Annotated in this window: 12 protein-coding genes; 1 reads left to right on the top strand and 11 read right to left on the bottom strand. The window is 72.9% G+C overall.

Going from position 1 to position 12,250, the window contains the following annotated elements; all coding sequences use genetic code 11:
- Window positions 1-50: 50 nt before the first annotated feature.
- The 5 genes from SSQG_RS01250 to SSQG_RS01230 form a co-directional block, all read right to left on the bottom strand.
- Entirely contained in the window at window positions 51-1,079 is a 1,029-nt protein-coding gene (locus SSQG_RS01250) for an LLM class flavin-dependent oxidoreductase (protein ID WP_003987828.1), read from the bottom strand.
- A gap of 104 nt (window positions 1,080-1,183) precedes the next feature.
- Entirely contained in the window at window positions 1,184-2,689 is a 1,506-nt protein-coding gene (locus SSQG_RS01245; protein WP_003987827.1) for a metallophosphoesterase family protein, read from the bottom strand.
- A gap of 46 nt (window positions 2,690-2,735) precedes the next feature.
- Window positions 2,736-3,584 (bottom strand): MHYT domain-containing protein, encoded by an 849-nt coding sequence (locus SSQG_RS01240; protein ID WP_003987826.1) that lies wholly within the window; start codon window positions 3,582-3,584, stop codon window positions 2,736-2,738.
- A gap of 121 nt (window positions 3,585-3,705) precedes the next feature.
- The gene (locus SSQG_RS01235) at window positions 3,706-4,461 is read right to left on the bottom strand and encodes a dienelactone hydrolase family protein (RefSeq protein ID WP_039931733.1); all 756 of its coding nucleotides are present in this window, start codon (window positions 4,459-4,461) and stop codon (window positions 3,706-3,708) included.
- Window positions 4,462-4,608: 147 nt separating this feature from the next.
- Window positions 4,609-5,229: an L-threonylcarbamoyladenylate synthase gene (locus SSQG_RS01230; RefSeq protein WP_039931732.1), complete on the bottom strand. Its 621-nt coding sequence runs from the start codon at window positions 5,227-5,229 to the stop codon at window positions 4,609-4,611.
- Window positions 5,230-5,394: 165 nt separating this feature from the next.
- On the opposite strand from SSQG_RS01230, the gene SSQG_RS01225 reads away from it, so the two are divergent.
- Window positions 5,395-6,885 (top strand): helix-turn-helix domain-containing protein, encoded by a 1,491-nt coding sequence (locus tag SSQG_RS01225; RefSeq protein WP_003987823.1) that lies wholly within the window; start codon window positions 5,395-5,397, stop codon window positions 6,883-6,885.
- A gap of 228 nt (window positions 6,886-7,113) precedes the next feature.
- Here SSQG_RS01225 and SSQG_RS01220 read toward each other — a convergent pair whose 3' ends face one another.
- From SSQG_RS01220 to SSQG_RS42355, 6 genes are all read right to left on the bottom strand, one after another.
- Window positions 7,114-8,340, bottom strand: a complete 1,227-nt coding sequence (locus tag SSQG_RS01220; RefSeq protein ID WP_003987822.1) for a cytochrome P450 family protein — start codon at window positions 8,338-8,340, stop codon at window positions 7,114-7,116.
- Window positions 8,337-9,575, bottom strand: coding sequence for a cytochrome P450 (locus SSQG_RS01215; protein WP_003987821.1), 1,239 nt, complete (start codon window positions 9,573-9,575; stop codon window positions 8,337-8,339). The genes SSQG_RS01220 and SSQG_RS01215 overlap by 4 nt, the downstream gene beginning before the upstream one ends.
- Window positions 9,572-10,198: a GTP-binding protein gene (locus SSQG_RS01210; protein WP_003987820.1), complete on the bottom strand. Its 627-nt coding sequence runs from the start codon at window positions 10,196-10,198 to the stop codon at window positions 9,572-9,574. The genes SSQG_RS01215 and SSQG_RS01210 overlap by 4 nt, the downstream gene beginning before the upstream one ends.
- Window positions 10,170-10,532, bottom strand: a complete 363-nt coding sequence (locus SSQG_RS01205) for a DUF742 domain-containing protein (RefSeq protein WP_003987819.1) — start codon at window positions 10,530-10,532, stop codon at window positions 10,170-10,172. Before SSQG_RS01205 ends, SSQG_RS01210 begins: the two co-directional genes overlap by 29 nt.
- Window positions 10,529-10,951: a roadblock/LC7 domain-containing protein gene (locus SSQG_RS01200; protein WP_003987818.1), complete on the bottom strand. Its 423-nt coding sequence runs from the start codon at window positions 10,949-10,951 to the stop codon at window positions 10,529-10,531. The genes SSQG_RS01205 and SSQG_RS01200 overlap by 4 nt, the downstream gene beginning before the upstream one ends.
- Before the next feature lie 15 nt (window positions 10,952-10,966).
- On the bottom strand, window positions 10,967-12,250 hold a 1,284-nt coding region (locus tag SSQG_RS42355; RefSeq protein WP_244299004.1), incomplete at its 5' end, for an ATP-binding protein.

The raw sequence follows: 12,250 nt of genomic DNA, 5'->3' as shown, positions 1-12,250 counted from the left end.
GTTCGCAGGCCCGCCGCCGGTTCGGCAGGCCGGGGCATCTCACGCCGGGCCTATGCGGCCCGGGTCCGGCCCAGCGCCGGGCCGAGCTTCGTCGCCATGTCGGTGAGGATCTGCACGTAGTCCTCGTGCTCGAAGGAGAACGGCAGCGCGAACGCCACCTCGTCCACCTCCCGGAACGCCGCGTGCGCGTGCAGCCGCTCGGCGATCTCGTCCGAGGTGCCCACCAGGTCCGGAGCGAAGAGCAGCCGCGCCGGGCCCTGCGGTGACGTGGTGCGGGGCAGACGCAGGGCGGCGTACTCCTCGTAGCGTGCACGCTGCTGTGGAGTGGCGGAGTCCGTGGGGATGACGACCAGGCCCTGCGAGACGCGGGCTGCTTCACCGTCGGGGTGGACCGCCCGGAAGGCGCGGATGTGCGACAGCTGGATCTCCGCGAAGCCCTGGGGCCCGTCCGGGTCCTCCGCCTTCACGACGCTGCTGGTGAGGAGGTTCATGCCGTGCTCACCCGCCCACCGGGCCGACCGCAGGCTGCCACCGCCGTACCACATGCGCCGGCCCAGCCCGGGGGAGTGGGGCTGCACCCGGTCCGAGAAGACCTCGAAGCCCTCCACCCCGCTGAAGTCCGTCGCCGGCTTGCCCCGCACGAAGTCCAGCAGCCGCTCCACCCGGGCGTAGCCGAAGTCCTCGGCATCGGCCGTGTCCGGGTAGAGCGCGTCCTTGATCTGGTCGAAGTGCATCGGCGGGCCGACGCTCACACCCGGGTTGAGCCGGCCACCGGACAGCAGGTCGACGGTGGCCAGGTCCTCGGCGAGGCGCAGCGGGTTCTCCCAGCCGAGCGGGATGACCGCGGTGCCGAGCTCGATGCGGCTGGTGCGCTGTGAGGCCGCGGACAGGACGGCGACGGGCGAGGAGATGCCGTACTGGAGATGTCGGTGGCGCACCCACGCGCTGTCGAAGCCGAGCCGCTCGCCCAGCTCGATGATCTCCAGCGTCGACTCGTGGCCGCGGCGCGGATCCGTCTCGTCGAACAGTCCGATGGTCAGGAAGCCCAGTTTGCGCAGCGGTCGTGAGGTCGGTGACACGGGGCCCTCCATCAGGTTCGACGGCGTACGCCCCTGCCAACCCGCAGACGGCCGTTGCTGTTCCCGCCGCACGGAATCACCACGGCGGGATCAGCACGGCGGGATCAGCCCAGCGGGATCGTCACCTCGTCCTCCACCGGCGGGTCGACCTCCTGGGCACGGTTGCCGGTGGCCGCGTAGCAGCGCAGCCGGACGGACTCCGGGGAGACGTCAAGGCGCAGGAAGCACTTGAAGAACGGCGGGCTGTAGGTCGCCGAGCTCGGCGAGAACAGCGACGTGTAGATCTTGCGCACGGGCAGCCGGAACCGCTTGGCCCGCTCAGGTCGGCGGCCGGTGCCGAGCAGCCCCGCGACCAGCCGGACGCGCCGGGTCACACGCGCCGAGGTGCGCGGTGCGCGCGCCGGCTTGATGCCGAGGCGCTCGGCGATCACGGCCGTCGCCTCCGCCTCGGTGAGCGTGAAGAAGCGGCGCATACGCAGCCTGCGCCCGTACAGCCGGCTGTAGAAGGCGAGGGAGTCGCCGCGCAGCGGGTAGCAGCGGAAGTCCTGCTCGGTGACGCCCGCGACGTTGACGCGGGGGATGGTGTGCGTGGCGTGCATGAAGGCCCCGCCGCCGCCCGCGACCACGTACTGGAGGGTGCGCCCGTCCGCCAGCCGGACCGGGTAGCGCTGGTAGTTGTGGATGTCGCCGCCGATCGCCGCGACGTAGTGGTGCGCCGGGTCGCGGACGATGTCGTCGACGGTGCCGCCGCCTTCGATGGAGCACGGCTCGTGCCTGCCGTCCACGTACAAGGGTGAGCCGGTGACCAGGATCTTCGGGCGCGGCCCCTGGGAGACCTCGCGCAGCCAGGCGCCCTGCTCGGCGTCGAGGGTGCCGAGCAGGCCGGTGTCGATGCCGACGATCCGCACCGGCCCGGCGTCGATCGCCCAGTACGGGCCCGGCTGGACGGCCTGCTGGGCGGTGTCGGACCGCAACTTGCGTTCCTCGGCGAGGTGTTGCCCGTCGTCCGGACGCGGCCGGTGCCACAGCAGCGACCGCAGCCAGGCCCGCCCGAGCGGCCGCGGCCGGGGCTCGGGCGGCAGGGGCGGGGCGTCGTCGCAGAAGACCCGCATGAAGCCGCCGAGGTCCTCGTACCAGTCGTGGTTGCCGGGTATCGCGTAGATCGGCGCCCGGTAGTCCTGGTACGGGCGGAAGAACTTCGTGCCGTAGTCGTCCGCGCTGCCCACCGGGTAGATCACGTCACTGGCCAGCACGGCGAAGCTGGTGTCCTGACCGGTCCTCAGAAAGCCGGGTACGACGGCGTACTGCGGGTCGTCGCCCTCACCGGTGTCGCCGATGACCAGGAAGGAGAACCGGTCCGGGTCGTCGCGCCGGATCACCTTGTCGGCCGGTGCGCCGGTGGCGGCACGCTGCGCCACCCACCGGCTGCGTGTCCTGCCGGTCGGGTCCCCGAACCAGGAGGCCAGCACGCCGTTGCGGGCGGCCCACAGCGTCTTCGGGTTCAGCCAGGAGATCTTCTCGACGTCGCGCGGCATCAACTGCTGGTACGCGCCGCGTTCGGTCGTGCCCCAGCCTGCGCCTTCGGCGGTATCGCGTGAGGAGTCAGACACCCGTGCACCGTAACAATGATCTAGAAGCCGGCCGGCGGCGGGTTCCTCACCGCCTGCGGGCGGGTGACTCCTTCTCATGCCGTGAAGTGCGCTGCCCGCTGCCGGAGTTCGCGGCGACCGGGCCCTCGCCAAGGGCGCCCCGGCGCGCTGCGGAAGGCCGCTCACCCCTCACCAGCAGCGGGTCGAACATCACCGCCGCCCCGGCCAGCAGCAGGAAGACGACCGGCCCCAGCAGCATCGGCAGCAACAGGGACATCGGCGAGTCGCCGGCCCACGTGCCCCGGGTCGTGTCGTGCACATGGACGCTGACGGCCGCCATGCCCGTGTAGTGCATCCCCGACACCGCCACGCCCATCACCAGGCTCGCCCCGAGACTCGTCAGGAAGCCGCGGACCGTGACGGCCGACCACAGGGCTGCGGTCGCGGCGGCGATGGCGATCAGCACGGACAGCACGACGCCGACCGGGTCGTAGTCGACGTCCCCGTTCAGCCGCATCGCGGCCATGCCCAGATAGTGCATGGCCGCGACCCCCAGCCCGGTGGTTCCCCCAGCGACCGCCAGCGCTGCACCGCCCGTGCCGCGGTAGCCGACGATGAACACGCCGATGCCCACGACGACGACGGCCACGACGAGACTGAGCACCGTCGTGGCCGCGTCGTAACGGACCCGGGTCTCCTGCACATGGAAGCCGATCATGGCGATGAAGTGCATCGTCCAGATGCCGCATCCGATGCAGGCGGCGCCTAACGCCAGCCAGCCCGGTCTCCACGACCGCGCGTTCAGCAGCGAGCGCACGATGCACCGCAGCCCGAGTGCCCCTCCCAGACAGGCCATCAGAAAAGCCGCCACCGGGGTCACCGCACCGTAGCGGAACCCGTCGACCGTGCCGTCCATGAGCCAACTCCCCCCAGAGTCATGGCTGGTGTTCAGCAAGGTCTACGCGCAGGGATCCGGGGAGAGCAAGCCCTTACCGTCGGTAGGTCGACAACTCCCGTTCACCCGGAGCCGATATGGGTCAGAACGTGCGCTTCAGCAGGTCGAGCAGCGCCGACCAGTGCCGCTCGGCGCCCTCCTCGTGGTACGCCGCCGTGTCGGCCTGCGTGTACCCGTGCGGCGCGCCCGCGTACACCTCGCACCGGTGGCGGACGCCCGCCGAGGTCAGGGCCTCCTCCAGACGCTCGATCTGCTCCGGCGGCAGCGAGTGGTCCTGGTCGGCGTGGCCGAAGTAGAGCTCGGCGGTGATGGTGCCGGCGACCAGGTGCGGGCTGTCCGGTGTGTCCGTCGCCAGTCGCCCGCCGTGGAAGCCGGCCGCGGCCGCGACCCGCTCGGGGTAGGTCCCGGCGGTGAGCAGCACCAGCCGGGCGCCCATGCAGTAGCCGGTCAGCGCGACCGGCCCGTCGGCCGCGGCGGGCGACCGGGCCAGCCAGCCCAGATAGGCCCCGGCGTCCCGCATCGCCCGCTCGTTCGTCAGGGACTGGATGACCGGCCCGATGCGCTCGAATATCTCCGGACGCGCCCCCGGGTCGATGAAGTCGGGCAGATCGAACAGCGGGGCCCGGCCGTGCCGGTAGAACACGTTCGGCACCAGCACCGTGTAGCCCTCACCCGCCAGCCGGTCCGCCATGGACCGCAGTTGCGGACGCAGGCCGAAGGCGTCCATGAAGAGCAGGACCGCCGGGTGGGCGGCCCCGTCGGCCGGATGCACCAGATAGGCGTCGGCGGTGCCGTCCTCGGTGGGGATGTCGACAGCGGTTCCCTGTACGGCGGTCATGGCTGGGCTGCCTCTCTGCGGGGGTGTGGGGCGGGAACCCGTCCGCGTGACCGGGCGGATCACGGTCATCGTGGCACGCGCTTTCCCAGGGGGTTTCGCCCGCCCCCCGGGACCCGGGGCCCCCGTGAACGCCCCTTGGCGCGTCCTTTACTCGAACCGCGACGTGTCTCCCGCGCCGCGCCGCACGATCTCCGCCTCCCCGCCGGAGAAGTCGATGACGGTCGTCGGTTCGGTGCCGCATTCGCCGGAGTCGACCACCCCGTCCAGGACGTGGTCGAGCTCGTCCTTGATCTCCCAGCCCTGCGTCATCGGCTCCTCCTCGCCGGGCAGCAGCAGGGTGCTGGACAGCAGCGGCTCACCGAGCTCGGTGAGCAGGGCCTGGGTGACGACGTGGTCGGGGATGCGCACACCGACCGTCTTCTTCTTGGGGTGCTGGAGCATGCGCGGCACCTCCCTCGTCGCGGGCAGGATGAACGTGTAGCTGCCGGGGGTCGACGCCTTGATCGCGCGGAACACGTCGTTGTCGATCCGCACGAACTGGCCGAGCTGCGCGAAGTCCTGGCACACGAGGGTGAAGTGGTGCCGGTCGTCCAGCTTGCGGATCGTGCGGATCCGCTCGATGCCGTCACGGCTGCCGAGCCGGCAGCCCAGTGCGTAGCAGGAGTCCGTGGGGTAGGCGACAAGAGCATCCGCGCGAATGCTGTCGGCGATCTGGCCGATGGTGCGCGGCTGGGGGTTGTCGGGGTGCACGTCGTAGTACTTCGCCATCCGTCGAGCTTATGCCGACCCGCCGGTGCGGTGGCGCAGGGGCGGTGTGTCAGGCCTGTGACCGGGCGTGATGGGCGTCAGCCCCGGATGAGAGCCCGGGAGGTGTGAGGTAACGTCCCCGACCGGTGCGCCGCGGGCGGCGCGGGAAGCGAGGGGAAGGCCGACGTGGCTGGCCGAGAGGGCGGGAACCGGCAGCAGGAGGCGCCGGGCGAGGCGGGCGCGGCGTGGGCCGAGGAACTGCTCGAGCACCTGCGCCCCGCCGCGCGCGACGTCCGCAGGGTCGTCAGCTGGCTCTCCGGAGCCGTGCGGGGATCCGTGGCCCTGCAGGACGCTGCCGGGAACCTCGTCGCCGGAACCCGGATCCCCCTGGACGAGGGCCTCGTCACGGACATCACCAGCGGCCGGATCGCCTCCGCCGCCTGGGAGGGCCACGAGCGCCACCTGCGTCTGGTCCGGGTGGAACACCCCTCCCACGCGTGCGTCCTGGCCGTCTCCCGCAGGGTCCCCTTCGACCGCCGGGCCTCCGACATCGTCACCCAGACCGCCCCGGTCATCGAGCTGCTGCTGACCGCGCGCGAGTCGACCGCCGCCGGGCTCCGGCTCCAGCGGGCCACCTCCGACCTGCGCCTGGCGATCCTGCAACTGCTGATGGTCGAGGACACCGTCGCCGCCCGCCGCGTCGCCGCCGGACTCTGGCCCGGCCTGCTCGACGCGGACACGGCGTGCGTGTACGTGGTCGAGTCCGACTCCGCCGTCCGCGACCGCATCGCCGAGGAATGCCTGGACAGCATCAGGGAGGACGCCCTGGTCGTGCGCTGCCCGGCCATGGACGGCCATGTGATCGTCGTCAGCCCCCGCGACACCACCGGCGACGCCCTGCGCTCGCTGGTCGGACGGCACACGGACACCTTTCTCGGCGGCAGCGTCCGCCAGAGCCTCGCCCGGACCGCGACCGCCTACGGACAGGCCGTCAGCGCCCTCGCCGTCGCGCACTTCCGGCCCGACAAGACCGCCGTCTACGCCGAACGCACCCACCCCGAACGCCTCATGGACCCGGAGACCCTGCGCGCCTGGACGGCCCGTGTGCTGCACCCGCTCGACGCCCTGCCGCACCACACCCGCGCCGAGCTCCTCGCCACCACCCGGCTCGGTCTGGAGTTCACCGCCGTCAATGCGGCCAAGGTCCTCGGCGTCAGCCGCAACACCGTCCGCGCCCGCATGGAACGCGTCGAGGCCCTGCTCGGCACCGACTTCGCCGACCTCACCGTCCGGGCCGTCGTCCACCTGGCGCTCAACACCCAGATCGGCCTGCCCGACACCCCGTGCGCCCGCACCACCGGACCGCGCGGGCCCCGGCTCTCCGACCTGCTGTCCGGGCCCGCGCGCACCTGGGCGCAGAACCTGCTGGGCCGGCTGGACGCGGACGCCAGGAACCCGCGGCGGACACTGCGCACCTGGATCGCCGCCGGCGGCAACGCCGAACGCGCCGCACAGGCCCTGGGCGTGCACGCGCAGACCGTGCGCGAACACGTCCGCAGCGCCGAACCCGTCCTGGAACGCCAGCTGCTCGCCGCGGGCACCGACCTGTACGAGGTCGTGCTGGCCCACCTCCTGGTGGGCGACCTCGACCTGCCCGTTCTCCAGCGCTCCGGGTGAACCGTCCTGCTCCGGGACAACCGGTTGGCCAGGTCCCGGCGGGACGAAACCGGGCCATCCGGACTCAGCTGTGCACAGGTGAGCCTTGTTGAGCCCGCAACGGGCATCGGCACGATTCACAACGCCTCGGCCCTGGACGTAGGTTCGAGGAACCGCGGGGGCTCGACCGGAACGGGGGACCGGTCGCGCTCCCGCGCACTGCTTCGGTGCCGGGACCCGGCGACAGCCTCAGTCGCGCAGCCGCACCGGTATCTCCTGCCAGCCGTAGGCGACGAAGGACGGCACCTGTCGCAGGCCCTCCTCACCGACGGCCAGGCTCAGGCCGGGGAACCGGTCGAACAGCGCGGGCAACGCGGTCAGCGCCTCCAGGCGGGCCAGCGGCGCGCCGATGCACCGGTGGACGCCGATTCCGAACGCCAGATGGTCGTCGGAGCCCCGCGTGGCGTCGAAGACGTCGGCCTCCGGACCGTAGTGCTCGGGGTCGAGCCCCGCGGCGGCGTACGTCGTGATGATGGCGTCACCGGCGGGGACGGTGACGTCGCCGACGGTCAGGTCGCTGACGGCGAACCGCAGCGGCAGCGACGCGATCGACGGGTGTGCGCGCAGCGTCTCGTCGACGACGGCGTCCCAGCCGATCTCCCCGGACCGGACGGCCGCCAGTTGCTCGGGCCGGCGGAGCAGGGCGACCACCGCGTTGCCGATGAGGTTGACCGTGGTCTCGTAGCCGGCCCCGATCACCAGCAGCAGCGTGTGCAGCAGCTCCTCGTCACTGAGCCGGTCGCCGTCCTCGTCGCGGACCCGGATCAGCTCGGTGGTCATGTCGTCACCGGGGTGCGCGGCCTTGTGGGCGACCAGCGCGGGCAGCACCGTGCCGATCTGCCGCTGGACGGAGGCCGCGTGCTCCGGGCTCGGGTCGGTGGTGTCCATGATGGCCGCGATCATCCGGCCGGTGTCCTTGCGTAACTCGTCCGGGACCCCGAACAGTTCGCAGATCATCCGCATCGGCAGCGGATGGGCGAACGCCTCCTTGACGTCCACGACCTCGTCGTCGGTTCCGTCGAGTGCGTCCAGCAGCTCCGCCGTGATCGCCTCCACCCGGGGCCGCATCACCTCGGTGCGCCGGTGCGTGAAGCTCGGCGCCACCAGTTTGCGCAGTCGCGTGTGGTCCGCGCCGTAGGCGGAGAGCATGTTGACCACGCCCACCCAGCCCAGGATCCAGCCCCAGGACGGATGCTCACCGACCTCGGGCCACAGCCGCCAGTGCAGCCGGGGATCCTTGCTCACCCGCGGATCGAGGATGAGCTCCTTCAGCGTGTCGTACCGCGTGGGCGCCCAGGCGGGGATGCCGCCCGGCAGCTCCACGGGCACGATCGGGCCGAGGGCGCGCAGCCGGGCGCTCTCGGCGGCGATGTCGGCGCCGAAGGGGTCCAGAGCGATGCGGTCGGTCACGGTCACGGTCGTCCTCCTGGCTGGTCGGGGGAGCGGGGGCTGAAGCGGACGGGCAGCGCGGTCAGCGAGCGGTGGAACGGGCCGGGCCGCCAGGTGAGGCGCTCACGGGGCAGCACGGGTTCGAGGTCGGGCAGCCACTGTGTGAGCCGCTCGATCGCCTCGGTGGCGATGAGCAGCGTGTGCTGCTTGACCGGACAGGCGTGCGGGCCGGCCGACCAGGACAGATGCGAGGCGTCCCCCGGGTGGCGGTCCCCGCCGCGCTCCTGCTCGGCCGCCTGCGCCAGCGCCCCGTACGAGATCACCACCGGCACCGCGGCCCTGATCCACGCGCCGTGGAAGGTGACGGGCGTGCGGGCGTAGTGGATGCCGTAGTTGGCGAGCGGCGTCTCGTGGTGCAGCACCTCCAGCACCGCGTCCGTCACCGGACGGGCGCCGCTGGTGAGCGTCGAGTAGTAGGCCGGGTTGCCGAGGATCCGGGACAGCGCGTTGGACACCAGGTTGGCCGTCGGCTCATGTCCCGCGCCGAGCGTGAGGAACACCTGCCAGGTGACCTCCTCGGGGGTCAGCCCGGCCGGATGGTCCAGCAGCCAGCTCGGCAGGTCGTTGCCGCGCCGCTCGGACTTGGCCGCGATCAGCTCCAGCACGTACCCGGCGTACTCGGCCTCGCCCTGCGCCGCCTGCGCACCGCCCTCGATCAGTTTGCCGAGCGCCGCGTCGAGCCGGTCGCTGGCGCTCTCCGGCAGCCCGAACAGGCTGTTGAACACCAGCGCCATCAGCGGCCTGGTGAACTCGCCGACCAGGTCGGCCTCCCCACGCGGCCCGAACCGGCCCACCAGCAGGTGCACGGCCCGGTGCACCCCTGCCCGCAGGTCGTGCGGCTCCACCAGGTCGAAGGCGTCGAGCAGCGCGGTGCGGTAGCGGATGTGGGCGGCGCCGTCGGCGAACAGGGTGTTGGGCCGCCAGCGCATCATGCCGAGCACGGGGGAGTCGTCGGGGACGGTCGCCTCCCACGGCCGGGGGTCGTGCGAGAACGTCTCCGTGTCGTGCAGCAGGTCGAGCGCCGCCCGCCGGTCCGTGACGACGTACGCCGGTACCCCGGGGGCGAGTTCCGCCCAGCCGACCGGGCCCTGGGCGCGCAGGGCGGCGTAGTAGGGGTGGGGATCGCGGGCGAAGCCGTCCTCCCACAGGCGGACGGGCGCCGCGAGGGAGAAGGCCTGCTCGGCAGGGGACGGGTGGGTCACCGGTGCTCCGCGGGTCGATGGTCGATCAGGTGCTGGACCAGGGCGAGCAGGGCGTCGATCGAGGAGTTCGGCTCCCGCGCGTCGCAGGTCACCATCGGTGTCGTCGGCTCCAGGTCCAGGGCGGCGCGCAGCTGCTCGGGCGTGTGGTGGCGGGGCGCGTCCGGGAAGGTGTTGAAGGCGACCGCGTACGGCAGCCCGGTCTCCTCGACCAGCCCGAGCACGTCGAACGAGGCGTCGATCCGGCGGGCGTCGACCAGGACGAGCGCGCCCAGCGCCCCGTAGGCGATGTCGTCCCACAGCGGCCGGAACCGCTCCTGGCCGGGCGTGCCGAACAGGTACAGCACGATGCCGCCCGCCAGACTGATCCGGCCGAAGTCGATGGCGACCGTGGTGGTCGACTTGTCCCGAACCCCGGCGAGATCGTCCACCTGCGCGGACGCCTCGGTGAGTTGCTCCTCCGTGTGCAGGGGACGGATCTCGGAAACGGAGCCGATGAGGGTGGTCTTGCCCACCCCGAAGGGCCCCGTGACCAGGATCTTCACCAAGTCGCGGGCGGTGTCCGGGAGATGGATGCCGTCACCGCCGGCGGCGGTGTCAACGGTGCTTGAGGTCGCGGAGACCATCGGCCACTCTCTTCAGCAGGTCGGGGTCGAAGCGTCGGGCGGGCGGGATCGGCGCACGGGCCAGCACGAGGTCGTGGTCGATGAGGTCGGCGGCCAGCACCAGCACGGCGGAGACGGGCAGCCGCAGCAGGGCCGCGGCCTCCACCACCGTCAGCGCCCCGTACTCCAGCTCCTCCAGCAGGGCCGCCTGCGCGGCGGTGAGACCGGCGGGGGCGGGCTCGCCGCTGCCGGTGAGGACCGACAGCCGCTCCAGATGGGTGCGGCTGGGCCGGGCCACTCCGCCGGTCGACAGATACGCGGGAACCAGGGGACGGCCTCCCCGGCGGGGGGTCATGCCGCCGTGTCGCCGTCGGCACCTCGGGGTCCGGCGGCCATCGCCTTCTCCCCCAGCCGCGCGACCTGCGAGTGCACACGGTGGGCCAGCAGGTCGAGGCGCACCTCGGGGTCGCCGTACGCGGCCACGCAGGTGCCGTGGTCGGTCGGCACGATCAGCACGTAACCGTGGTCCGACTCGATGACGACCTGCCGTATCTCGGCCCGATCGGAGTCCGCGAACGCCGCCGCCGCGGTACGGCACGCGCCCTGCACGGTGCTGGTGATGGCGGCGACCCGCTCCGCCGACGGCTGCGACAGCGCGTCGGTGTAGCCGGTCACGAGCCCGTCCCGGGTGAGCAGCACGGCGGCCACGACGTGCGGCACCTCCAGGACCGGTTCGAGCACCCATGCCGTGTCCCCCGCTGCGCGGCTGGTCATCGAGCCGTTCCCCCTTCATGGTCGTTCCGGTGTCGGTCGGTGTCGTCGGGATGCCTCGTCGGCCGTGGTCGCGGCCGGGGCACCATCAGGTACGGACGGGAGGGCGCCGGTGTTCGGCCGGGCGGCGTAGCGCGCGGCCGCGGTGCCGGACTGGAGGGCGCCGAGGGCGGCGGCGGACTCCTCGGGGCGCCGCGGCCGGCGCTGCGACGTGGGCGTCGGTGCGGGCGTCGGTGCAGGCGCGGTGGCCGGGGCGGAGGCGTCCGACGGGGGCGCGACCCTGCTTCGGCGCCGCCGCTGGGGGAGGCCGCCGCTGTCCCGGGGGCCGTGGTGGCCGGAGACCGGGCGCTCGGCCTGCTCGTCCCGGTCGGAGCCGTAGCCATGGTCGTGGCCGGCGGTGCTGCGAGACTGCCCCGAGCCGTGAGCGCCGGTGGCGGACGGCGGTTCCGAGCCGTGGGTGGGGGCTGCGGACGGTGGTTCCGAGCCGTGGGCGGAGGCGGCGGACGGCGGCTCGGGCGGCCGGGACCCGGCGGCCGGCTTCGGCTCGTCGGACGGGTCGGCCGGGGCCGACCCGGGCTCCTGCGTCGGCTCGGGTCCCTGGGAGGGAGCGTCGGCCGACGCCTGCCCGGACCCCCCGGACGATGCGGCGGCGGCCGCCTCCGGCCCGCCGGACGCGGGTGTCCCGGCGCTTTCGGCGCTCCGGGAAGGAATCGACTGGCCCTCGGCGTTCCGCTCCGCCCTGCGGGTCGAACGCGGGGCGCTGGCCGCGGGAGGCAGTTCCTCGGGGTCGATCCGGCTCAGCAGATGACTGTCGACCCGCAGCACCGCCCGCACACCGCCGTACGGGGACGGGGAGGACAGGTCCACGCTCAGGTCGAACTGCCGGGTCAGCTGGCCGATGGCGGCGAGTCCCATGCGCGGCGGGTCGCCGAGCTCGGTGAGCAGGATCGGTTCGCGACCGCCCACCATCCGCTGGGCACGGGCCCGTTCGTCCTGCGTCATGCCCAGCCCGGCGTCGTCCACGGTGACACAGACACCGTGATGGACGGCCTCGAGGTTGACCACGACGTCGGTGTCGGGTGCGGAGTGCCGCAGCGCGTTGTCGAGGAGTTCGGCGACGATGATGGCGACGGGCTCGACGGCGTGCGACACCAGGGCGGTGCCCGCCGCCAGATGGTTGTGGACCCGGACCCGCTGATAGCCGGGGAGCCGGGCCTGACCGCCCGTCACCGCGTCGACGAGGTGGGACTCCTCCCGGGCCAGTCCCACCCAGGCCCCGCACACCACCGCCGCGATCTGCGC

Origin of the sequence: Streptomyces viridochromogenes DSM 40736 (assembly GCF_000158955.1) — a bacterium.
Classification (GTDB): domain Bacteria; phylum Actinomycetota; class Actinomycetes; order Streptomycetales; family Streptomycetaceae; genus Streptomyces; species Streptomyces venetus.
The sequence above is the reverse complement of the archived record's forward strand: the minus strand, read 5'-3'. Positions and strand labels throughout refer to the sequence as shown.

Bases quoted from the DNA above. Each gene is read 5' to 3' on its own strand.
- SSQG_RS01200 (WP_003987818.1), bottom strand. From the start codon at position 10,951: ATGACCAGCCGCGCAGCGGGGGACACGGCATGGGTGCTCGAACCGGTC.
- SSQG_RS01210 (WP_003987820.1), bottom strand. From the start codon at position 10,198: ATGGTCTCCGCGACCTCAAGCACCGTTGACACCGCCGCCGGCGGTGAC.
- SSQG_RS01240 (WP_003987826.1), bottom strand. From the start codon at position 3,584: ATGGACGGCACGGTCGACGGGTTCCGCTACGGTGCGGTGACCCCGGTG.
- SSQG_RS01230 (WP_039931732.1), bottom strand. From the start codon at position 5,229: ATGGCGAAGTACTACGACGTGCACCCCGACAACCCCCAGCCGCGCACC.
- SSQG_RS01205 (WP_003987819.1), bottom strand. From the start codon at position 10,532: ATGACCCCCCGCCGGGGAGGCCGTCCCCTGGTTCCCGCGTATCTGTCG.
- SSQG_RS01235 (WP_039931733.1), bottom strand. From the start codon at position 4,461: ATGACCGCCGTACAGGGAACCGCTGTCGACATCCCCACCGAGGACGGC.